Source organism: Aliirhizobium cellulosilyticum, from assembly GCF_014198105.1.
Classification (GTDB): Bacteria; Pseudomonadota; Alphaproteobacteria; order Rhizobiales; family Rhizobiaceae; genus Neorhizobium; species Neorhizobium cellulosilyticum.
In genome coordinates this window covers 85,483-107,789 of record NZ_JACIGW010000007.1, presented here as the reverse complement: position 1 = coordinate 107,789, position 22,307 = coordinate 85,483, and the positions used below count along the sequence as shown (strand labels likewise).

The window sequence follows — 22,307 nt, the reverse complement described above, 5'->3', positions numbered from 1 at the left end:
GTGCTGCGATGACAAAGACCTACAGCCGTGAATACTGGGAAAACGCTCTCTCCGATCTCAAGCTGGAGGGCCGGCATTTCATCGACGGTGAGTGTCGCGATGCGCTGTCTGGTGAGACATTCATCCGTAAGCGGCCGATGGACGGCAAACCGGGTGCGGTTTTGGCACGCGGTGGAGTGGGTGATATCAATCTTGCCGTGGCTTCCGCGCGAGCTGCCTTCGAGAGTGGTATCTGGCGGAGACAGGAGCCGCTGGAGAAGAAGCGAATCATGCTGAAATGGGCGGAGTTGATCCGCGCTCATGCGCAAGAACTGGCGATGCTGGAGACGCTGGATGTCGGCAAGCCGGTGCTGGCGTCGCTCAATGTCGACGTCCGGCTCTGCGCCGGCGGCATCCAGTTCTATGCGGAAATGATCGACAAGCTCTATGACGAGATCGCGCCGACAGGGCCGAATGCCCGGGCTCTGGTGCGCAAGGTGCCGCTCGGGGTGATCGGGGTGATTACACCGTGGAACTATCCGATGATCATCGATGCGTGGAAGCTCGGGCCGGCGATTGCTGCCGGCAATTCGGTGGTACTGAAGCCGGCAGAGCAATCGTCGCTTTCGGCCATCCGGCTGGCGGCGCTGGCGCTTGAAGCGGGGCTTCCAGCCGGTGTCTTCAATGTCGTGACCGGCTACGGCGAGGAGGCGGGCAAGCCGCTGGCGCTGCATATGGATGTCGACATGATCGCCTTTACCGGCTCGACGGAGGTGGGCAAGCTGATCATGGGCTATGCGGCGCAATCCAACGTCAAGCGCGTGGCGCTGGAGCTCGGCGGCAAGTCGCCACTCGTCGTGTTTGAAGATGCTGATCTCGATGCGGCGGCCTCGGCCGTCGCCTGGGGCTGTTTCTACAATTCAGGCGAGACCTGCCATGCCTCGACACGGCTTCTGGTGCAGCGTTCGGTACAGGAGAGACTGATCGAGAAGATCGAGGCGGTGACGAAGAGCGATATCGCGCTGGCACATCCGTTCGAGCCGTCGGCGCAGATCGGCGCGCTGATCGAGGAAGCCCATATGCGGAAAGTGCTCGGCATGATCGCCGATGGCGAGAAGGACGGTGCACGACGTGCCTTCGGGGCCGAGCAGGTGATGTCGGAAACCGGCGGTTATTATGTTTCGCCCGGCGTGTTCGTCGATATGACCAACGACATGAGCCTTGCGCGGCAGGAGATTTTTGGGCCGGTTCTGGCGGCGATCCCCTTCGATACGGAGGAAGAGGCGCTAAGACTTGCCAATGATACGATCTACGGGCTGGCAGGCGCCGTGTTCACGAAAGACATGGACCGGGCACATCGTTTTTCCGAGGCGCTGCATGCCGGTACGATTTGGATCAATAGCTATGACATGTCGAATTTCTCGACACCGTTCGGCGGCTTCAAACAGTCCGGTTTCGGGCGGGATCGCTCGGTGCATGCGGTTGACAAGTATTGCGACTACAAGACGATCTGGCAGCAGTTCGGGTGAGGTTTTCTCGATCGCCTGTGGGTACATGCTGATGGTGAAGGGCGACCGGCTTGTGTGCGAATCCTCGGGTCAAGCCCGAGGATGACGGCTGAAAGTGAGTGCCATGGGTCACCAAATAAAACGCTCCACAAACCGCAATGGTAGCGTTTGAGATTTGCCGCCAACCACAAACTCGTCATCCTCGGGCTTGACCCGAGGATCCAAACACAAGCAGCCGAGAGACGCCTAGTCTGAAGTGAGAGAGGACCATATGCCCCGCATCACATCCATCGAGATCACCCATCACCGTCTCCCTCTCGATCCGCCATTCAAGGCGAGCTGGGATGGGCGCGCGCGAGGGCATTTCGATGCGACGATCGTCAGGGTGAGGGATGATGAGGGTCGTGAGGGGATCGGTTCGGGCGACCTGATGAAAGGGTTCGAGGGGCATGAAGACCTGTTTATCGGTCAGGATCCAAGGCATCTGGAGCGGCATTACGAGGTGCTGTCGCATATCAACTTTCATTATGGCCGCTGCTGGCCACTGGATCTGGCGCTGTGGGATCTTTCCGGCAAGATCACCGGTGAGCCTGTTTGGCGGATGCTTGGCGGACGGGCGGACAGGGTGAGGCTTTATGCGTCATCCGGCGTGCTGCGCGACCCTGCAGCGATGGCCGATCAGGCGGAGCGTTATATCGACGAAGGGTTTCCGGCGATGAAGGTGCGCTTTTCGTCTTCGGCGGGTGGGCGGAGCAGTTGGCGTGATGACGTCAAGGCGCTGGAGGCGATAAGGGCACGCGTGGCGACAAGGCTGGAGCTGATGGTCGACTGTAACCAAGGCTGGCGGATGCCCTGGGATACGACCTTGCCCTGGAGCTTCAAGGATGCGCTCGCCGTGGCGAAGGAACTGGAAAGGCTCGGCGTCTACTGGATGGAGGAACCGCTGTTCCGTTCCGACAGAAAGGGGATGCAGGCTTTGAAGGAGGCGACGTCTGTCAGGATCGCAGGTGGCGAGATGACTCGTGAGCTTTACGAGTTTCGCGACATCATCGAGGAACGCGCCTTCGATGTGATCCAGCCGGATGTGGCACTGGTGGGCGGCATTACCGGTTGCCGGCGGCTGGTCTACCAGGCGCGCGAGGCGGGCGTGATGTTCACGCCCCATAGCTGGACGAACGGGATCGGAGTCCTCGCCAATGCGCATCTGACGGCAGGTGCGGGCGATGCGCCGTTTCTCGAATACCCTTACGACAATCCCGAGTGGAGCGAGGCGCGGCGGGATTATCCGATGGTCTCGCCGCTCAGGCACCACGACGGCTGGCTGGAGCTGGGCGATGCGCCGGGCCTTGGCGTGGTGCTGGACGAGGAGCGTCTTTGCGCCACACGGATCGGCTGATTTCGCCATGGCGCCGTGATGCCGACCTGCTATGGTTGGTGCATTTCATGGAGTGATTGCGATGAAGATCGGTATTGTCGGTGCGGGCATGGTGGGCAGTTCGGCGGGCTTCGCGCTTGCGATTGCCGGTTATGCCAATGAGATCGTTTTCGTGGACAAGAACGAGGCGCTTGCGGTGGCGCAGGCCGAGGATATTTCCCATGCCGTACCGTTCATGTCTGCCACGCGGGTGAGGGCTGGCGGTTATGCGGATCTCGCCGGGGCCGGGATCGTGGTTCTTTCCGCCGGGGTCGGGCAGCGTCCGGGCGAGGGACGGCTCGAGCTTCTGGAACGCAATGCCGTCGTCATTCGCAGTATCGTCAGCGAGATTCTGGCGGTCGTGCCCGATCCTATCCTGCTGGTCGCGGCCAATCCCGTCGATGTCATCACCCACATCGCGGCAAAGATTTCCGGCCTGCCGCGCAACCGGGTGATCGGGTCGGGCACGATCCTCGATACGGCGCGGTTCCGCAGCCTGCTTGCCCGTCATATCGAAATCTCGCCGCAGTCCATTCCGGCCTTTGTGATCGGCGAACATGGGGACAGCGAAGTGCTCGCATGGTCCGGTGCGGTTGCCGGTTCGGCCGATCTCATCTCGTTTGCCGCGCAACTCGGCAAGCCGATCACCGAGGATGTCCGCAAGGCGATCGACCACGACGTGCGCAATGCCGCCTACAAGATCATCGAAGGCAAGGGGGCAACCTATTACGGCATCGGGGCCGGCATTGCCCGGATCGTCCGAGCGATCACGCGGGACGAGGGGTCGGTGCTTTCCGTCTCGATCCATACGGACCATGTCGCTGGCGTCGACAATGTGACGCTCTCCCTGCCGCGTGTCGTTGGCGCCCGTGGCGTCACGGCTGATTTGTTGCCGGATCTCGAACCGTCCGAGCAGCAGGCGCTGACACGCAGCGCTCAGATGCTCAAGGAGCTTTCCGACTCCCTGCATATCTGAGGCTTTGTCGAAACAGGTGTGGCCTGCAGGTACTGCCGGATTTGCCTGTTGGCAGGTTCGAGCAGGAAGAGATAGAACTTGTCCTGACGATGTCGAGGACGAGATGCTTGCAGGCCTACCCATGTATGACTGGCCGGAAATTTCGGCGGCCACGGACGAGTTCTGGACTTTGCTCAGGGGCTGTCTGTTGCGCCGGGGCATTGATGCGCCTGAAGCTTTGACGCGGCAGGATGATCTGGCCGGGATGTGGCATTCTCCCGATCTTGTCTTCGGACAGACATGTGCGCTTCCCTTTGCCATGGATCTTAATCGCCATGTCCGGCTGATCGGATCTCCCACCTACGATATCGGCTGCGCGCCCGGCTGTTATTACAGCGTGCTGATCGTGCCGAAGGGCAGGTCCACGGAACTTGAGAGGTTTCGCGGGCCTGTCGTGATCAACGAGTTCAGTTCCCAGTCCGGCTTTGCAACGCTGATGCTGTCGCTCGTGGCGGCCGGCGTGGATATGAACGAGGTGAATGTTCGCGCATCCGGTGCGCATCGCGCCTCGATCAAGGCCGTGGCGAACGGTGAGGCGGAGCTTGCGGCGATCGATGTCGTCTCCTTCACCCTGGCGAAGCGCTACATGCCGGAAGCTGATGCCGTAGAAGTGATTGGTTGCACGCGCCCGACGCCGGGAATGGCGTTGATCAGCGCGTTGCCGGATGTGGCGACCGACGGTCTTGCCAGTGCGTTCGAAGAGGCAGTTAAAATGCTTTCCCCTTCGCTTCGCCGCGAACTTCTGCTCATCGGTTTCCTGCGCCGAAATGCCGAAGATTACGTCGGCGTTGCCGAAGCGTGGCGTTCCATCGAGGGCCAGCTGCCATCAGATGCCGCCTATTCCCTCAAATCTTTTGCGGTGCCGCGATGATCGACAAGCTGGAATTCTTCATCGTTCTGGCGCGGGAAGGTCATTTCGGGCGGGCTGCCGAGGAGTGCGGCATTGCCCAGCCTTCGTTGTCGGCCGCCATTCGCCAGCTGGAGGAACAGCTCGGTGTTCAGCTCGTGGTGCGCGGGTCCCGCTTTCAGGGGCTGACGCCTGAAGGGCAGCGGGTTCTTGAATGGGCCAAACGTATCGTCGGCGATGCCCGGACGATGCGCGAGGAAATGCGGGCGGCGAAGAAGGGGCTGGCGGGACATATCCGGCTTGCCGTCATTCCCACCGCGCTTGCCATGGTGCCGCGGCTGACGGAGCCGTTTCAGCAGAAACATCCGAACGTGACCTTTTCGATCGTTTCGCGCAATTCGCTGCAGGTTCTGTCGCAGCTCGACGATTTCGAGATCGATGCCGGGATTACCTATCTGGACAACGAGCCGCTCGGGCGCGTGACCAGCGTTCCGCTCTATTCGGAAAATTATACGCTTGTTACGGCTGAAGGGACGCCTCTCGCGGACCGGGAGAGTGTGAGGTGGGCCGAGATGGCGGATCTGCGGCTGTGCCTGCTGACGCCGGACATGCAGAACCGGCGGATTATCAACCAGCATCTTTCCAATGCAGGCGTGTCGATCACGCCGATGCTGGAATCGAATTCGATGGTGGTGCTGCTATCGCATGTGGCGACCGGGCGCTGGGCCAGCATCATGCCGCGCAATGTCGCAAAATCCTTCGGCTTCACGCAGAGCCTCCGCATGATCCCAATTGTGGAGCCGGAAGCGAAACACATGGTGGGGCTGGTCGCGCCGTATCGGGAGCCGTTTACTCCCCTAGTCTCCGCTCTGCTGCATGAGGCGAGGGGCCTCGGCAGGGACATGGCAGAGATATAGTTTTCGAGGATCCACGATCGGCAGTATGCGACTGGCGATCGATTACGGAAGCACTACGTGGTAGTGGTGGCACCGAACGTAAATAGATGAGGCAATCGAGGAGAGGTCATGACCGGCTTCAGGACGACGATCGTGGCGCAGGAGATCATTCGCCGGAATGGCGTGGTCCGTGCAGGCTCGCGTGTGGTGCCTGCGGAAGTGCCGATCGCCTTTTCCTATGGTGGCTCCACCCATGCCGTCATGATGGGCACACCGGCGGATCTGGAAGACTTCGCCATCGGTTTCAGCCTGACGGAAGGTATCATCGCTTCAATGGCCGAGATCGAGGAGGTCGCGGTTCTGGACGAGGGCCAGGGCCTCGACGTGCAGGTGCGGCTTGCGGAAAACAAGGAGGACGCGCTGCGCGCCCGGCGGCGGCATATGGCCGGGCCTGTTGGCTGCGGGCTCTGCGGCATCGAGTCGATCGAGCAGGCCATGCGGGTCGTTCCGGATGTCCGTGATGTTGGGGTGGTACTGACGCCTGAAGACATTACTGCAGCGATGGCAGCTTTGAACGGCGCGCAGCCTTTGCATGCCGAGACACATGCGGTTCACGGAGCAGGTTTTTTCATTCCCGGCGAGGGATTGATCGCTGTGCGCGAGGATGTCGGCCGGCATAATGCGCTCGACAAGCTTGCCGGAGCGGTGATCCGCGCTGGGCGAGAGGGTGGTCAGGGCATCGTCGTCGTCACCAGCCGTATCTCCGTGGAGATGGTGCAGAAGACGGCAATCCTTGGAAGCTCGACGCTCGTGGCGATCTCGGCACCGACAGCGCTTGCCATTCGTACCGCGGAAGAAGCCGGCATGACGCTCGTGGCGCTGACGCGCGGTGAGGATTTCGAGATATTTGCCGGTGCGGAGCGCATCGGCACGGGATCTGTCGCCGACGTCGCGTGATGCCTCTGGCCTGATGTCAGCGGCAGGGCAATTTTTATAAACGGAGATGCCTCCGTTTATCTTGCCAAACCGATCAATGTCGGTTATTGATGCGCCGTGCCTTTCGCGGATTGCGCAGTCCTGCGGCCGGGGCATCTTCTCATTTCACATAGCATATCTCCCAGATGGAGCCGTTCATGCGATACAATCAATTGGGCAATACAGGGCTGTTCGTATCCGAACTGTGCCTCGGCACGATGACCTTCGGCGAGGCCGACAATGCAGCCCTGTGGGGCAAGATCGCCGGCGTCGATCAGGATGCGGCCGACCAGATTCTCGACCGTTCGATCAAAGCTGGGGTCAATTTCGTTGATACGGCGGATGTCTATTCCTTCGGCACTTCGGAACGGATTCTCGGTCAGGCCATCCGCAATGTGGGCGTTGCCCGCAAGGACATCGTGATCGCAACCAAATTTCTAGGCCAGATGGGCGACAAGCCCAACGACCGTGGGGCCTCGCGCGGGCATATCATGGATTCGGTCGAGAAAAGCCTCGAGCGGCTGCAGGTCGATCATATCGATCTCTACCAGATCCATGGCACGGATACTGTCACGCCGATTGACGAGACGTTGAGAGCGCTCGACGATCTCGTTTCACGCGGGCTCGTTCGCTATATCGGGCTTTCCAACTGGGCAGCGTGGCGGATTGCCAAGGCGCTCGGCATTTCGGAACGGCGAGGTTTCTCCCGGTTCGAAACGGTGCAGGCCTATTATTCGATTGCCGGCCGTGACCTGGAGCGTGAGATCGTGCCGTTGATGCAGGAGGAAAAGCTCGGCCTCATGGTATGGTCGCCGCTCGCCGGTGGTCTGCTTTCAGGCAAATACGGTCCCGGGGCGCCCGGCAATGGCGAGGGGCGGCGTCAGGAATTCGATTTCCCGCCGGTGGACAATTACCGTGCCTGGGCCTGCGTTGCGGCCATGCGGGAGATTGCGGCCAGGCATGAAACGAGCGTGGCCGCGGTGGCGCTTGCCTATATCCTTGCCAAGCCTTTCGTCACCAGCGTCATCATCGGTGCGAAGAGGATCGAGCAACTGGATGAAAACCTGAAGGCCGTTTCGGTCAAGCTCGATGCCGAAGACATGAAAAAGCTCGACGAAGTCAGCGCGCTGATGCCGGAATATCCGGGCTGGATGCTGGAGCGGCAGGGTGTGGGCCGGCGTCCGGCTCCTTTCGAGCCGAAGGGCTGAGATCGTGAGGGAGGCCGGATCGGCCTCCCTTTTTCCGTTTCTGCTCAGAAATCTTCCCAGCCGGCTGCCTTCTTGAGATTGGCATGCGCCATTCGCAACGGGGCCGTGCCGAAATGTGAGGTTTGAGGAGCGCTATGGGCGGCCGGTCGGGATGCGAGCCGCGTGCCTTCACCGATATCGAACTGCATCAGAAGTTCGCGCAGGCTCTTAGCCTCGCTTGCCAGCGAGTGGCTGGCCGCGGTCGTCTCTTCCACCATGGCGGCATTCTGCTGCGTCGCTTGATCCATATGGTTCACCGCCTGACTGATCTCGCGGAGGCTCGATGCCTGTTCGCGGGAGGCTTCGACAATGGCAGAGACGTTGTCGTGGATGCTCGCGACCTGACCGAGAATATCGCGCAATGAGCCTCCCGTACGTCCGACAAGCTCGACACCGCCGGAGACCTGATGGCTGGAGGTGTTGATCAGCGTCTTGATTTCCTTGGCGGCCTTGGCGGAGCGTTGCGCCAGCTCACGGACTTCCTGGGCGACGACCGCAAATCCCTTGCCGGCCTCGCCTGCGCGGGCGGCCTCGACGCCGGCATTGAGCGCCAGGAGATTGGTCTGGAAGGCGATGTCGTCGATGACACCGATAATGTTGGTGATCTCATTGGATGACTTGGCAATCTCATCCATGGCGGCGATTGCCTGCTGGACGACAAGGCCGGACTGTTCGGCATTCTGGCGGGTGTTGGTGACAAGCCGCCCGGCTTCTTCGGCGCGATGACTGGAATCGCCGACCGTGCGGGTGATTTCTTCCAGCGCCGCTGCAGCTTCCTCCAGCGATGCGGCCTGCTGCTCGGTGCGTTTTGCCAGTTCTTGAGACGCGTCGCGGATTTCACTCGATGCAGAGGCGATGCCGGAAGCGTTCTGCGAGACGACCTTCATCGCGTCGCGCAGCTTGGCGGCGACCGAGTTGAAATCCTGGCGGGTCGATTCCATGCTGGGCACGAAGCGGGTTTCGATCGATTGATCGAGCTTGCCGTCAGCCAGATCGCGAAGACCCGTGCCGAGCATGCCGATCGCGCTCATGCGTGGGGTCACGTCGGTGGCGAATTTCACCACCTTGCACACCTTGCCGTTCAGGTCGGTGATAGGATTATAGGCCGCCTGGATCCAGATCTCCTTACCACCCTTGCCGTAACGGACGAATTCATCGGCAATGAATTCTCCATTGGCGAGGCGCGGCCAGAATTCCGCGTAGTCCTGTGATGCGGCGTAGCCGGGTTCGCAGAACATCCGGTGATGCTTGCCCTTGATCTCCGACAGGTCGTAACCGAGGCCGGCGCAGAAGTTTTCGTTTGCCTCCAGGATCGTGCCATCTGGGAGAAATTCGATGACAGCCTGCGAGCGGCTGATGGCGGAAAGCTTGGCGGCGTCTTCGGTTGCCTTGATCTTCGCTGCGGTTATGTCGGTTGCGAGCTTGATGACCTTGTAGGGCTTGCCGCCGCGCGAAACAGGGTTGTAGGAGGCCTGGATCCAGATCTCGCGGCCGGACTTGGTGATCCGCTTATATTCTTTAGCGTCGAAATTTCCGGCTGCAAGATTGGCCCAGAAAGCCTTGTATTCGGCCGACGTCACATAGTCCGCTTCGCAGAAGATGCGGTGGTGTTTTCCCTTGATCTCTGCAAGCGAATAACCCAGCGCTTCGCAGAAATTGGGATTGGCGTTTAGGATGTTTCCGCCAAGATCGAATTCGATGACTGCTTGCGATCGCGATATCGCGGCGAGAGTGTCCAGCGCACCTGCCGTCTTGCCCAGTCCCAGCATTGAGTGTCCCTCAGACGTAACCTTGTGGCGGCTACTGCCATATAGTCAATGGAGGTTGCGCTTTCAGACAACGCGCTGAACTTCCACTTATATTAGGACATCAAAAAATTAATGCGACCTTTATTAAAACTACAATTATTAGCCAGGAAAAATAAGAGCCGCATTTTCGCGGCTCTTTGACTTGGTTTTGCTGTGAAAGCTTGCCTCAGGCGGCAATATCTTCCATCTCGGTGCCCTTGAACATCTTGGCGAGGTTCAGGAAGCAGATCATGCCGTGCTCGTTGGCGATGATCCCTTCGGAGAAGGACTTATCGAAGGAGGCGGAGACTTCCGGAACCGGCTGAACCTGGCTCGAGGGAATGGTGAGGATGTCGGAGACGCGGTCAACGAGCATGCCGATGACCATGTTGTGTACTTCGGCGACGACGATCGCGCTGCGCTCGTTGGCAACAGTGCTCTTCATGCCGAGCTTGTAGGCGAGATCGATGATCGGAATGACCGAGCCGCGCAGGTTCATGACGCCGATGACGTCCTTCGGTGCATGTGGGAGGGGCGTGGACGGTGCCCAGCCGCGGATTTCGCGGATCGTCGTCGTCTTGACGCAGAATTCCTGATCGTGAAGACGGAAGGCGATGATCTCAAGCATTTCGCCGTTATACATGGTGGAATTGATCGTGGTCGCCATCAGAAATGCCCCAGCTGTCCGTTGCCCGCATGGTGGTCACCGCGCCTGACGAATTCAGGTGCAAATCCCATCACGTCGCAATCCGGCGCCGAAGCACGGCGAATCTCAGATTGCGCGATGCCGACTTTAATCGAGGATTATTTCTCAAACATAAATCATAGAACGCAAAATCGCGGTCTAGAGGCTAAGGCCTTAATATTCTTTCTCGTAGAAGATACCGGCCTTGCCGCCCTCGGTGCCGGCTCCTGCTTTGAGCTTCACGCCGCGGCCGACATCGAGATTGATCGTCGCCTGCGCCCCACCTTCGCCGCCCTGTTCTACCTGAAGATAGGTGCGGTTGTTGATGTAACGGCCAACCGAAACGGTTGTCTGGCCGGTTGCATCGGTGTTGACGTCCAGATCATCGACGCCGAGATTGCTGCGCAACGTCTGCAGAAGCGAGGTCGAGCCGCCGCCGGCAAGCTGGCTCACGGCGTCCGCCAGCTGGGCGATCTGCAGCGGCGACAACCGCGACATGGATTGGCCGAAGATCAGCTGTGCCAGAACTTCATCCTGCGGCAAGGCCGGGGAGGACGAGAAGGCGATCGTCGGGTCGTCGGCCATTCCGGTTACACCGACTGTGATCGTCGTGGAGCCGGATGTCGTGTCGGCCGACATGTTGAGGACCGGGATCAGGCCGCCGCCGAAAGTGATATCGCCCTCGGTGAAATCGAGACGTTTGGTCAGAATGATGATACGGCCGCGGCGCATTTCGAAGCCGCCCGATACCTGCGGTTCGATCGCCGTGCCTGCGACGGTCAGTTCCCCGCCGAGCTCCGCATCGATGCCGCGGCCACGGACGAAGATGCCGTTTGGTGCGCGTACCTTGAGTTCGAGCCTGATGGGGTTAGAGCTGCCCGATGCCTGTTTCGGCCTGATCTCTTCCATCTGTCGCAGAACTGCAGCTGGTGCGTTGCGGTGCCTAATATCGATCGAACGGAGCGAGGTCGGGAGCTTGGCCGGAACGGTGATCGAAGCCTTGGTCAGCGCGATGTCGCCGCCCAGTATGGGGCCGGACATCACCGGACCCTTGAATGTGAGAGTGCCGTCTGCCGTGATCGCAAAAAGGGTGCCATCGGCATAACTCGCCTGGGCCAGCCTGATCGTCAGATCTGCGGGGAAGCCGGATGCGGGTTCGATGCCGACGGTGCCATCAACTGTGACGGTGCCGCCCCCTGATAGCGAACCCGAGATGCCCGAGAGACGCGCGGTCTTGCCGTCCAATGCGATATTGGCGGTAAGCGAATTGATCGCGAGGTTTCGGCGGACATCGATGAAGCGCGAGCCGGATGTGACAAGCGTGCCGGTAATCGCCGGAGACGCTGCATTGCCTCGGACTGCGATATCGACATTGCCGGTGCCTTCCAGAATGAAGCCCTGGGCGGAAAGCTGGCCTGCAAGAATGGAGAAGGGAAGGCTGCCGGAGAATTTGAGATCGAGCGGCCGGTCACCGGTAATCACGGCTGTGCCCCCGCCCGAGAGCGCGATGCCTCCTCCGCCGGAAAGGCGAGTGTCGACGGTAACGCGGCCATCCTGAAATGTGCCTTCAGCGGTTATGTCGACTGCTGCAACGCCGGCAGTCGAGGTCTGGCTGACGGCTGCATTGTCCCAGCGGAGATTGTAACGGACTGCAGGTGCCTGAGGTGTGCCGGTGGCTGTGACAGTGCCGGAAATCATGCCCTCGGCGCCGAGACTGGGAACGAAGGCATTGGCGATGCTGGCGGGAATAGCCTTGGCGCGGGCATTGATATTCAGTGCCGGGCCACCGTTCGCGTTGAGAAGTACCTTGCCGTCGGCGGTGATTTCCATGCCGCCGCTGCCGGCAATGCGTGTTTCGTCTAGTGTGACTGCGCCATCTGCAAAGGTGCCGGTCGCAGAGATGCGAAACGGACTGATGCCAGCGTCGCGCATCTGGCGAAGCTGGGCATCACTCCATTCTAAATCATATCGTATTGCGGGAGCAGAGCTTGTGCCCGTTGCATTGATCGTGCCCGAAATGTTGCCTGCCGCGTGGATGGTGGGCAGGAAGGTGTTGAGCAGGCTTGCCGGCAGCGCATTGATCGTTGCGGCCACATCGAGCGTCGAGCCGGCCGTGCCGTTTACAGAAACGCTGCCGGTGCCGGTCGCAAGGGTGAGGTTCGACAGGCGTGCACCGCCATTCTCGATGACGATGCGTGTCGGATTTTCCAGACGTACCGGGATCTTGCGCGGTGTCGCCTCGAAATTCTGCAAGCCGATGGCAAGACCATTTGCGGTTTCGATCGTCGCCTTGGTGGTCAAAGGCGCGCCGTCGTAATTGGCTGACAGGTCGATCGAGGTCGTCGTGCCGGAGTGATCCAATCCGACATTCAGGCCTTCAAGGAAAATGCTGTCGGTTCCAAGACGCGCGGCACGGATAGAGCCCTGTGCGGCGATCGTCTTGATGTCCGGTATGGTCAGGTCGATTGCCGGCTGCACCAGGCCTGCATTACCGCGTCGAATTGCCGAACCGTTCGCCTTGATGACGGCACCGGTTGTCTGGCCTTCGCGATTGAGGGTGACCGAACCCTTGAGATCACCCTGGGCCTGCTGAGCGGCCAGCGCTGCAAGCAGCGATACGTCGGGGAAATCGAACTGGAGCTGGCCGGACGGCATGAATTCCGGCGAGAAGGTCAAGGCACCGGTCAGCTTGTTCGGGCCGATTTCGGCATTGATCGCCGGTGCCTGGGTTTCGCCGTTCGCCGATGCCAGGTCGCTGCTGATGCGGATCGGCTTGCTGTCGATCGAGCCGTTGACGGTAAGGCGGCCCTGCGGCGCATCGGGATTTGCCGTGCCTTCGAGGATGAGGCTCAGGTCTTCCAGCCTGCGGCCGGCAAGCCGGGCTTCGGCTGAATTGATGACGGCCCTTACATTCGCGCCGGTCAGCAGGCCCTTCGCGGAAATGTCGAAGCCTGCGGCGCCTTCTGCGTCACCCAGCCAGCGTTTGATATCCGGCAGGCGACCGGCAAGCCGGCCGGAAACGTTGCCGTTTTCCATCAGCACGTTGCCATGGGCTTCGAGCGCGTTCGACTTGATAACGAGGTTTTCCAGGCTCATGCGGCCGCCCTGAACGACGTCCACATATCCTTCTGCCGCGATGGCACCTTCGAAGCGTGGCGCTAGTGCCGGCGGCAGGATGCTCGGATTGGCTGAAAGGCGGAAATTGCCGGTCACCGCCTGCTTGGATGTGTCGTAGGCACCGCTGACGGTGCCGTTGAAGCCTGCGCTTTCGAAGGTGGCGGCATCAAGCCCGATGGCGGGTGGCGCAAGGCGCAGCGGTGCATCGAGCGTTACCGGTCCCCGGACCATACGGCCAATATCGGCGTTGGCGAAGTTCAGTTCGCCGACGGTGAAGCGGCTGCGGATGCTGCCTGCACGAGCAATCAGATCAAGGTCTTCGCTTTCCGCCTGAAGCCTGATCTGGCGGAAACGCCCTTGCGGAAGCTCGGCATAGGGGAGGGATGCGGTCGCGTTGAAGCGCGCGGCCGCGGCGGCTCCGGTCAGGGTGAAATTCAGGGTTTCGAGCGAAAAACGGCTTGGCTGCCCGTTGATCGGCCATGCCACTTCGACCGGTCCCTTGGTGCCAGCAAGGCTTGCAGTCAGGCTGTTGTCACCCTTGGGGTCCCACGCGCCCTTGGCGGAAATGCGTACGGCACCCGAGGTCAGCTGGCCGCGCTGGAAATCGACGCGGCCCGATTTCGAATAGGTTGCCGCGATATCGATATCGGTCGTGCCGTCGAACAAGTCGCGAAGTGCAGGCGGCATCAGAGTGGCAAGCTGGCCGCCGCCTTTGACCTCGACGCGGTGCCCGCCATTATCGACCATTACATGCCGACCATCGACCGAGATAACCGGCTGGCCGTCGACATTCCCGGAAAGCTTGCCAGCCCAGTTGGACAAGGGGCCTTCGCCGTCGAGGGCGAGTTGCACGGCCGGAGCGCCGGGTAGCCGCAGCAGGCGTGCAAGAAGCCCGCCCTGTGGCTCGGATACCGATGCCTTAAGTGTCAGCCGATTTTCGGAGGGAGCATAAACGATGTCGGCAAGCGCTCTGGCATCCGGCTCATCCTTGCGGGTCGCCTGAAGATCTAGCGCGATATTCGGCCCCGTCGCATCGATCGAGCCTTTCAGCGAAAGTGCGAAGTCACGGCCCGATAGCGCTTGAGCGAGATTGATGTCCGGCAGGTCGAGCTGTGCGACCCTGATGCCGACGGGCAATGTCGTGCCCCCCGACGAAGTCGTGGTTGTGGCAGGCTTTGCGGCGGTTGGTTCCGGTGGACGATAGACGTCGATCGCGCCTGCGGTGATGCGGTCGGCACGGAACTCGCCGGTGATCAGCGCTGTCGGCGACCAGTCGATCTCGATGCCGTTGATCTGGGCGTAAGGGCCCTTGCTGTCGGACAACGTCAGTGCGCCGACGCGAAGGTCACCGGTCAGAAGGCCTTCCGGCCGCGAGAAGGTGATCGAACGATCGGGAGTGGACACAAGTGACGATATGCGGCTGGCAGCGATATCGCCGCCCACGGGCGTGAAGGCGACGAAAAGAACAACGCCGAGCGCCATGACGAAAAGAACGCCGACAGCCGCGATTGCGGCTCTCAATGTCCATTTCAGAAGGCGGACGATGAATGTCATAATTGTATTGCTGCCTCTTTAGAAAGCCTGGCCGATGCCAGCATAGATACCGAACGAATTTCCACCGTCATAGCGCCTGAGCGGAACTGCGAAATCCAAGCGAATGGGGCCAAAGGGCGTTGCATAACGCAGACCCAGTCCTGCACCCGCACGAATATCAGAGAAATCAGGCACGATTTCGGTTGCTACCGTTCCGACGTCTATAAACGGAACGATGCCGATATTCTCTGACACTTTTACGCGCGTTTCGAAAGACGCCAAAACGTAAGAGCGGCCACCTACCGCATCGTCATCGTCATTATAGGGCGATATCTCGCGATAGCTGTAACCACGCACCGATCCGCCCCCGCCCTGGTAGAAGCGACGGGTTACCGGAATATCCTGCAAGTCGCCTGTTCCGACCAATGTGCCAGCACCCAGCCGGGCTGCGAGAACCACCTTGTCTTCGGCGCCAAGCCCATAATAACCTGCGATGGAGCCTTCGAATGACGAGAAGACATTGCCCTTAAGTGCCTCATAACTCGGTTTGGCGGAGACTGTTCCGTAATAGCCCTCGGTCGGATCAAGCTTGTTGTCTCGCGTGTCGCGCTCGAAGGATACCGGCAGGCTGAAGGTCAGGTAGTCATTGCGATCAAACGCGTCGTCGGCGCGGATGTAGGAGATCTCGCCGCCACCAGTGACCTTGTCGGTGGCGTTAAGTTCGTAAGCGATGCCGGCGGAATAGGTGATCGACTGGGCTTCGTAGATGTCTTCGGGATTTTCGCTCTTGGCTTCGAGCTTGGAGACGAAGGTCGCTTCCGGGACGTAGAAACCGGGTTTGGTGAAGGTGATGCCGGCGGAGTAATCGAATGTCGTCACGTCTGTCGTGGCGCCGATGCCGGAAACAGCCCCCTCAAGCCGCAGCGATTCCGCCTGGCCGAACAGGTTGCGATGTCCCCAATATCCCTGAACCCCTGCGCCATCAGTCGACGCGTATTCAAGACCGAAGCCGAAATAGCGAAACTTGCCTTCGGATACCTCGATCGCAAGCGGCAGGGAACCATCGGGAGCCAAGCTGTCGGCCTCATGGATGGTGATGCTGGAGAATACGCCAAGCTGGCGTAGACGTTCCGAGGCTTTTTTGAGCTGTTCCGGGGAGTAGCGTTCGCGCCGGTCGAGACGGGAGTAACTCTGGATGAAGTCAGGATTGACGGCCCGAGCGCCCTTGACCGTTACTGTGCCGAACGGCGCCACAGGTCCGCCGATGGCGCCAAGCACCACATCGACTGTCCGCTTTGCATGATCTGCCGTGATCTGTCGCTGAAGAGGGTGGGCAAGCGGGCGCCCCTCTTCTTTCAAATCGACAACGATCTTTTCGCCGGCTTTCAGGATGATCAGCGAGCCGGCCGGTCCGCCCGGTTCCAGATCGTAATCAGCAGGGTTTCTACCCGCCGCGTCTCCCTCGAAGCGCACTGCGCCGAGCTTGAATTCGGGACCGGGCGTCACATTCACGGTTACCGGAACAGGCTTGGAATGGTCGAATGTCGGATTAGGGGGGAGCTGGTCGATATCGGTTCCGGCGATCGATATGTTGACGATACCGCCGTATCGGGCTTCTTCGTAAAGAACGGCCACCAGGCGGTCCCGGTCTTCGCGCGCCTTGACGATGATGCCGAGATCACCGGAAACCGGCTTTTCGTCGTCATTCACAAGTGCGGCGGCCGATTTCAACCGGTCAGCCAGGTCGCCGTCCGCGTCGCCTGTTTCGATCGTTGCTTCATAACGAACCGGATCGATGACTTCGACGGTTTCCTCGTCGCTGCCGAACAACGTGATGCCGAATATCTTGAATGCGTATGCCTCCGGCGCAAAGACGGGCGAAAGAGCCAGGCTACCAGCCAGCAAGCAGGCCAGGCTTCTCCGCCGGCTGCTCCAGTCGCTCATCCTCCCAGCTTTTCTCTTTTCCATACGCAGACTTAAGTATCGCAGCTGTCGGTGAAGACCCTCATGGTCGCTTGAAACCTCTGTACCCGGAAAATCCTAAAAGGGGTACCCTTGATCTCGGCTGCATGATGATTTGATGAAATAAAAGGCCCCGAAGCTGGCTTCGGGGCCACATATTTGAAATATCTGACGTTATGTCGGTTCCTGCGCTTTAATAACGGCGCGGGCAATCGTCGATGTAGCGGCGACCATAGCGGTCGCGATAGTAGCACTGGCCCGGCTGCTCGGAGACATTGCCGATCAGCGCACCGGCCACGCCGCCAACGGCTGCGCCGACTGCCGCGCCGCGAACGTTGCCGGTGGCAACGCCACCGATAATGGCGCCTGATGCAGCTCCAATGCCAGCTCCCTGCTCGGTCGCCGTGCAACTTGCGAGCGATGCGCCCACCATCAACATAATCAGAGCCTTCTTCATGGCTTCCTCCAGTTCCGTTTCGTCGCAACCATTCCCTGACGGCGCTACGTTTCCGTTGGAACAATAGGTCTCGCTTGTAAAGAGTCCATATGAGCAATGTATTTTATTGTTCGGATTGCCGAAAACGATGCAAGAATGCTGCCCAGGATAGTGGCGAGGCCGGTTCTTCAATCACTGTCTGGCAACGTTGCTTGTGTCCAGTTGGGGCAAATTTATTCGCCAGATGCTTGATGTGGGTCAATCTTCACATTTCGGCTACCGCTAAGATTCGGATTGGAATAAATCTAAAATGGGCCTATTGCCGCAGGCAAGCGCAAGCAGCCTCTTTCGGGTTGACGAAGAAGATGGCAAAAATCAAAAAAAGGCCTGACGCAGGTTTTGGAGCGTAAGCATGGATTTCGAGGCATTTTTCAAAAGCGAACTGGACGGACTGCATCAGGAAGGCCGTTACCGCGTGTTCGCCGATCTCGAACGACAGCGTGGAAGTTTCCCGCGAGCGACGCACCACACGCCTGATGGCACCAAGGATGTGACCGTCTGGTGTTCCAACGACTACCTCGGTATGGGCCAGCATCCGGCCGTGATCGCGGCCATGCATGAAGCCATCGATCACTGTGGCGCGGGTGCGGGAGGCACCCGGAATATTTCTGGCACCACCCACTACCACGTTCTTCTCGAGCGCGAGCTCGCAGATCTGCATGGCAAGGAAGCCGGCCTGATCTTCAATTCCGGCTACATGTCGAACTGGGCGACGCTCGGCGTCCTTGGCCAGAAAATCCCCGGTCTCATCATTTTCTCCGACGCGCTGAACCACGCTTCGATGATCGAAGGCATCCGCCACGGCAAGTGTGAGCGGGTGATCTGGAAGCATAACGATCTCGTCGACCTTGAAGCCAAGCTTGCGGCGGCCGATCCGAAGGCGCCGAAGATGATCGCGTTCGAAAGCGTCTATTCGATGGACGGCGATATCGCGCCGATCAAGGAGATCTGCGATCTCGCCGACAAATACGGCGCGATGACCTATCTGGATGAAGTTCATGCGGTGGGCATGTACGGCCCGCGCGGCGGCGGTATTGCCGAGCGCGAAGGCCTGATGGATCGTGTGACGATCATCGAGGGCACACTTGCCAAGGCGTTCGGCGTGATGGGCGGTTATATCACGGCGTCGGCGGCACTTTGCGATTTTGTCCGTTCGTTCGCTTCCGGCTTCATCTTCACGACATCCTTGCCGCCGGCTCTTGCTGCCGGCGCGATCGCCTCGATCAAGCATCTGAAGGTCAGCCAGATGGAGCGCGCGCGCCATCAGGAGCGTGTCCGCAAGCTGCGCAGCATGCTCGACGCCAAGGGCATTCCGCATATGCCGAACCCCAGCCATATCGTGCCGGTCATGGTCGGCGATGCCGCCAAGTGCAAGTGGATTTCGGACCTGTTGATGGATAACTGCAATATCTATGTGCAGCCGATCAACTATCCAACCGTGCCGCGCAAGACCGAGCGTTTGCGCATCACGCCGACGCCGCTACATTCGGATGCCGATCTCGAGCATCTGGTCGGCTCGCTGCATCAACTCTGGTCACGCTGCGCGCTGGCGCGGCATGTGGCTTGATCCAAAAATCCAGAGTTAAAGAAAAATGGCCGCTTACGCGGCCATTTCCTTTTGGGCAATTGCTTCAGCAGCACGCCGTCGGGCTTCCGCGTCGGCAGCAAAGACGTCGTCCATGGTGATGGCAGAACCGTAGCCGACCATGTCTTCCATCACGTCCTCGGCAATATCCGCCATGTGCAGGAAGCCGATGCGCTTTTCCAGGAAGGCGTTGAAGGCGGTTTCTTCCGCCGCATTCATCACCGCACCTTGCACGCCGCCGCGATCCATGGCGGTGCGCGCAAGCCGCAATGCCGGAAAACGCGTCTCGTCCGGTGCTTCGAAGTCCAGCCGCGCCAGTTTGGCGAAGTCCAGCCGTTCGACATCGAGCTTCGGGCGATCCGGATAGGTGAGAGCATAACCGATTGCGGTGCGCATGTCGGGGCAACCGAGTTGGGCAAGCACGGATCCATCGGTGTAGCCGACCATGGAATGAATGATCGACTGCGGATGAACGATCACCTCGATCTGGTCAGGGCGGACATTGAAGAGGTGTTTGGCCTCGATCATCTCCAGCGCCTTGTTGAACATCGAGGCGCTGCCGATCGAGATCTTCAGGCCCATCGACCAGTTGGGATGGGCGCGCGCAACATCGGCGGTCACATTCGCCATCTGCTCGCGGCTCCAGGTGCGGAAAGGCCCGCCGGATGCGGTGAGCACGATCCGCTCGACTGCGTGGCGCTGGTCATCCTCCAGCGACTGGAAGATCGCGCTATGTTCGCTGTCGACTGGAATGAGCTTGCCGCCGCCATCCGCGACTGCCTTGACGAAGAGTTCGCCGGCTGAAACCAGACATTCCTTGTTGGCAAGCGCGATATCTGCGCCGCGTTCGGCGGCAGCGACCGTCGGCGCGAGGCCGGCGGTGCCGACGATCGCAGCCATGACCCAATCGGACGGGCGCTGGCCTGCTTCCACGAGTGCTGCGCGGCCGGCAGCAACCTCGATGCCGGTTCCGGCAAGCGCATCCTTCAACGTCGCATATTGCTTGTCGTCGGCGGTGACTGCGAGGCGGGCGCCGAACGTCACGGCCTGTTCTGCGAGCAGCGCGACATTGCTGTTGCCCGTGATTGCGGCGATGTCGAACGCGTTCCGTCCGCCCAGTTGCGCTACCACGTCGAGCGTGTTGACACCGATCGAGCCGGTCGACCCGAGAATGCTGATGCGGCGTCTATTCATGTCTGCCATGCCGTTTCCATATTCGCTGTTGCCGTTGGTCTACAAGTGAACGATGGCTGCCACAAGAGCGCTCGGGACGTGGCAGATGTGATTGGATAGCGCTTGATCGGACGGCTGATCGGAGCGAAATGGAGCGATGAGCGAAATCGAAAAGATCAAGACGACCTGTGTCATCGCCGGTGCCGGCCCTGCCGGGCTGATGCTCGGCTTCCTTCTGGCGCGGGCGGGTGTCGATGTCACCGTCGTCGAAAAACATGCGGATTTCCTGCGGGATTTTCGCGGCGACACGATCCATCCCTCGACGCTTGAAGTGATCGACCAGCTCGGCCTGATCGACCAGTTCCTCGCCCTGCCGCATACGCGGGCAGAAAAGCTTTCGGCCGAGATGGGTGGGAAGACGATCACGATCGCGGATTTTTCCCGCCTGCCGGTTAAGAACCGTTTCATCGCCTTCATGCCGCAATGGGACTTTCTGAATTTCCTGGTGGCATCCGCGCAAGGGCTTCCCAATTTCCGGTTGATCATGAATGCCGAGATTACCCGGGTCGTCGAAGATGGCAGCAGGGTCTCGGGCGTTGTTGCCCGAACGGCAGAAGGCGACATTCAAATTGAGAGTGATCTTGTCGTCGGTGCGGATGGCCGTAATTCCGTCGTTCGCGCCAAAGCTGGGCTGCGTGTCGAAAATTTCGGCGTGCCGAGTGAAGTCGTCTGGATGAAGCTTTCAAAACAGGATGGCGATCCCAACGAGGTCATGGGCCATGCAGGCCCAAGGCAGGGATTCGTCCTGATCGATCGCGGTGACTACTGGCAATGCGGTTATGTCGTCCGTCGGACGACATTCGCTCAAATCTGCGATCATGGCATCGAGGCTTTCCGAAAGATGGTGGCGGATGTCTCGCCGCTTCCGGCATCGCGCATGGATGAAATACGGTCATTTTCCGATACAAGCCTTCTGACGGTGCGGATCGATCGCCTCAGGCAGTGGTGGCGGTCGGGATTGATCTGCATTGGCGATGCGGCACATGCCATGTCTCCGATCGGCGGGGTGGGCGTGAACCTTGCCATCCAGGATGCCGTCGCGGCGGCAAATATCCTCTCGCGCCCGCTTCGCGAAGGCAGGCTTGCCGATGCTGATCTCGCGGCCGTCGAAAAACGCCGCAGCTTTCCCACCCGAGCGACACAGAAGTTGCAGTTAATGATGCGCAGCAGCCGGCGGGCGGATCAGGCGAATGAGCACAAGCGCAAAGGCTCACCCGGCTTCATTCGCGGGATCGCCCGATGGCCGGTGCTTGCGCATCTTTCCGGTCGGTTGATCGGCCTCGGCTTCAGGATGGAGCGGGTCAGGGAGCCGCGTCCCATACGATAAGGCTTATCCCTGGCGGGTATCGGGCTTATTTCGAATTGCAACCTTTGCGATCCGGATTCGTTGACGACTATGACGAAGCCGAGGGTTGGCCGTGTTTCTTGTTCGCCGGGTGCTGGTAGTTCTGATTGTTGGAGGCTGCGCCCTGCTGTTTTCTCAGGTGCCGGAATTCGCCCAGCAATATCGATACCGTCTCGCCAGTGCGATAGACGAGCTTACAACCGCCATCCAGATTTTCGACGAACAGGCGAATCATGCCGGCCTCGACCGGCAAACGGCACTGAATATTTACGCCTCCTCGAACGAGAGCTCTCTGCATCAGCAGGTTGATGCAATGCGGCGAAGCGTAGCGCGATATCAGTTGCTTTCGGACCAACTTGAAGATCTTGCCGCTGCCTCTTCTGTCTTGAGGCCTGTGGTGATCGCAAGGCAGCCAGATCACAGAATTTTAAGCGATGCCTGGCGGGGCTTCATGCCGTCTTTGCCAGTCAGTTTAGCCGGAGTGATATGGTGCGGAGCCGGTGTCTTGATCGGCATGTTCTGTGCGGCGAGCGTCAGTGCGCTGTTTGGCACGGCGGCACGGTTTCGTCGTGAGGCCCGGTCGAAAGCCTTTTCCCGCATCAGGGGTAAAGCGCTGCAGTAATCCGCGCTTCTGTGCCTTCATCATTCCAGCCTGCGGTTGATTAGTATCAAGGTGACATCCT

16 protein-coding genes are annotated in these 22,307 nt (G+C 59.9%); 10 read left to right on the top strand and 6 right to left on the bottom strand.

The features are described 5' to 3' along the window. Positions 1-8 precede the first annotated feature (8 nt). The 7 genes from GGE33_RS22695 to GGE33_RS22665 all read left to right on the top strand — a co-directional run bounded on the left by GGE33_RS22695 (position 9) and on the right by GGE33_RS22665 (position 7,842). On the top strand, positions 9-1,508 hold the full coding sequence (locus GGE33_RS22695) for an aldehyde dehydrogenase family protein (RefSeq protein ID WP_183828350.1): 1,500 nt from the start codon (positions 9-11) through the stop codon (positions 1,506-1,508). Between the two features lie 250 nt (positions 1,509-1,758). Beyond that, complete coding sequence (locus tag GGE33_RS22690; RefSeq protein WP_183828347.1) at positions 1,759-2,883, top strand: mandelate racemase/muconate lactonizing enzyme family protein; 1,125 nt, start codon at positions 1,759-1,761, stop codon at positions 2,881-2,883. Between the two features lie 61 nt (positions 2,884-2,944). Next, positions 2,945-3,877 carry an L-lactate dehydrogenase gene (locus GGE33_RS22685; RefSeq protein ID WP_183828344.1) on the top strand — a complete coding sequence of 311 codons (933 nt, stop codon included), beginning with the start codon at positions 2,945-2,947 and terminating at the stop codon, positions 3,875-3,877. A 103-nt stretch (positions 3,878-3,980) separates the two neighbouring features. Continuing rightward, positions 3,981-4,787, top strand: a complete 807-nt coding sequence (locus tag GGE33_RS22680) for a phosphate/phosphite/phosphonate ABC transporter substrate-binding protein (RefSeq protein WP_183828341.1) — start codon at positions 3,981-3,983, stop codon at positions 4,785-4,787. Continuing rightward, on the top strand, positions 4,784-5,680 hold the full coding sequence (locus tag GGE33_RS22675; RefSeq protein ID WP_148148183.1) for a LysR family transcriptional regulator: 897 nt from the start codon (positions 4,784-4,786) through the stop codon (positions 5,678-5,680). Before GGE33_RS22680 ends, GGE33_RS22675 begins: the two co-directional genes overlap by 4 nt. Positions 5,681-5,788: 108 nt before the next feature. Then, positions 5,789-6,616, top strand: coding sequence for a formate dehydrogenase accessory sulfurtransferase FdhD (gene fdhD, locus GGE33_RS22670; RefSeq protein ID WP_183828338.1), 828 nt, complete (start codon positions 5,789-5,791; stop codon positions 6,614-6,616). 176 nt (positions 6,617-6,792) lie between these two features. Beyond that, positions 6,793-7,842, top strand: coding sequence for an aldo/keto reductase (locus tag GGE33_RS22665; RefSeq protein ID WP_183828335.1), 1,050 nt, complete (start codon positions 6,793-6,795; stop codon positions 7,840-7,842). Positions 7,843-7,886: 44 nt separating this feature from the next. Here GGE33_RS22665 and GGE33_RS22660 read toward each other — a convergent pair whose 3' ends face one another. The 5 genes from GGE33_RS22660 to GGE33_RS22640 all read right to left on the bottom strand — a co-directional run bounded on the left by GGE33_RS22660 (position 7,887) and on the right by GGE33_RS22640 (position 17,422). Beyond that, entirely contained in the window at positions 7,887-9,650 is a 1,764-nt protein-coding gene (locus GGE33_RS22660) for a methyl-accepting chemotaxis protein (protein ID WP_183828332.1), read from the bottom strand. 205 nt (positions 9,651-9,855) lie between these two features. Further along, positions 9,856-10,335 (bottom strand): chemotaxis protein CheW, encoded by a 480-nt coding sequence (locus GGE33_RS22655; RefSeq protein ID WP_148148187.1) that lies wholly within the window; start codon positions 10,333-10,335, stop codon positions 9,856-9,858. A gap of 192 nt (positions 10,336-10,527) precedes the next feature. After that, positions 10,528-15,024, bottom strand: a complete 4,497-nt coding sequence (locus GGE33_RS22650) for a translocation/assembly module TamB domain-containing protein (protein ID WP_183828329.1) — start codon at positions 15,022-15,024, stop codon at positions 10,528-10,530. A gap of 18 nt (positions 15,025-15,042) precedes the next feature. Continuing rightward, the gene (locus GGE33_RS22645; protein ID WP_183686343.1) at positions 15,043-16,971 is read right to left on the bottom strand and encodes an autotransporter assembly complex protein TamA; all 1,929 of its coding nucleotides are present in this window, start codon (positions 16,969-16,971) and stop codon (positions 15,043-15,045) included. A 187-nt stretch (positions 16,972-17,158) separates the two neighbouring features. Beyond that, positions 17,159-17,422: a glycine zipper domain-containing protein gene (locus tag GGE33_RS22640; protein ID WP_148148190.1), complete on the bottom strand. Its 264-nt coding sequence runs from the start codon at positions 17,420-17,422 to the stop codon at positions 17,159-17,161. Between the two features lie 391 nt (positions 17,423-17,813). Here GGE33_RS22640 and hemA point away from each other — a divergent pair, with 391 nt between their 5' ends. Further along, on the top strand, positions 17,814-19,028 hold the full coding sequence (hemA, locus tag GGE33_RS22635) for a 5-aminolevulinate synthase (RefSeq protein ID WP_148148191.1): 1,215 nt from the start codon (positions 17,814-17,816) through the stop codon (positions 19,026-19,028). Between the two features lie 33 nt (positions 19,029-19,061). On the opposite strand, the gene dxr is transcribed toward hemA, so the two are convergent. Further along, on the bottom strand, positions 19,062-20,249 hold the full coding sequence (gene dxr, locus GGE33_RS22630; protein ID WP_183828326.1) for a 1-deoxy-D-xylulose-5-phosphate reductoisomerase: 1,188 nt from the start codon (positions 20,247-20,249) through the stop codon (positions 19,062-19,064). 127 nt (positions 20,250-20,376) lie between these two features. Between dxr and GGE33_RS22625 the strand changes: the two genes are divergently transcribed. Both GGE33_RS22625 and GGE33_RS22620 read left to right on the top strand, forming a co-directional pair. Continuing rightward, positions 20,377-21,606, top strand: a complete 1,230-nt coding sequence (locus GGE33_RS22625; RefSeq protein ID WP_183828323.1) for an FAD-dependent oxidoreductase — start codon at positions 20,377-20,379, stop codon at positions 21,604-21,606. Between the two features lie 91 nt (positions 21,607-21,697). Continuing rightward, positions 21,698-22,246 (top strand): DUF2937 family protein, encoded by a 549-nt coding sequence (locus tag GGE33_RS22620; protein ID WP_343062632.1) that lies wholly within the window; start codon positions 21,698-21,700, stop codon positions 22,244-22,246. Positions 22,247-22,307: the final 61 nt, after the last annotated feature.

Coding starts and splice junctions, on each gene's coding strand:
- GGE33_RS22695 (WP_183828350.1), top strand. CDS start 9: ATGACAAAGACCTACAGCCGTGAATACTGGGAAAACGCTCTCTCCGAT.
- GGE33_RS22685 (WP_183828344.1), top strand. CDS start 2,945: ATGAAGATCGGTATTGTCGGTGCGGGCATGGTGGGCAGTTCGGCGGGC.
- GGE33_RS22625 (WP_183828323.1), top strand. CDS start 20,377: ATGAGCGAAATCGAAAAGATCAAGACGACCTGTGTCATCGCCGGTGCC.
- fdhD (WP_183828338.1), top strand. CDS start 5,789: ATGACCGGCTTCAGGACGACGATCGTGGCGCAGGAGATCATTCGCCGG.
- GGE33_RS22650 (WP_183828329.1), bottom strand. CDS start 15,024: ATGACATTCATCGTCCGCCTTCTGAAATGGACATTGAGAGCCGCAATC.
- GGE33_RS22655 (WP_148148187.1), bottom strand. CDS start 10,335: ATGGCGACCACGATCAATTCCACCATGTATAACGGCGAAATGCTTGAG.
- GGE33_RS22665 (WP_183828335.1), top strand. CDS start 6,793: ATGCGATACAATCAATTGGGCAATACAGGGCTGTTCGTATCCGAACTG.
- GGE33_RS22660 (WP_183828332.1), bottom strand. CDS start 9,650: ATGCTGGGACTGGGCAAGACGGCAGGTGCGCTGGACACTCTCGCCGCG.
- dxr (WP_183828326.1), bottom strand. CDS start 20,249: ATGGCAGACATGAATAGACGCCGCATCAGCATTCTCGGGTCGACCGGC.
- GGE33_RS22690 (WP_183828347.1), top strand. CDS start 1,759: ATGCCCCGCATCACATCCATCGAGATCACCCATCACCGTCTCCCTCTC.
- hemA (WP_148148191.1), top strand. CDS start 17,814: ATGGATTTCGAGGCATTTTTCAAAAGCGAACTGGACGGACTGCATCAG.
- GGE33_RS22675 (WP_148148183.1), top strand. CDS start 4,784: ATGATCGACAAGCTGGAATTCTTCATCGTTCTGGCGCGGGAAGGTCAT.
- GGE33_RS22640 (WP_148148190.1), bottom strand. CDS start 17,422: ATGAAGAAGGCTCTGATTATGTTGATGGTGGGCGCATCGCTCGCAAGT.
- GGE33_RS22680 (WP_183828341.1), top strand. CDS start 3,981: ATGCTTGCAGGCCTACCCATGTATGACTGGCCGGAAATTTCGGCGGCC.
- GGE33_RS22645 (WP_183686343.1), bottom strand. CDS start 16,971: ATGGAAAAGAGAAAAGCTGGGAGGATGAGCGACTGGAGCAGCCGGCGG.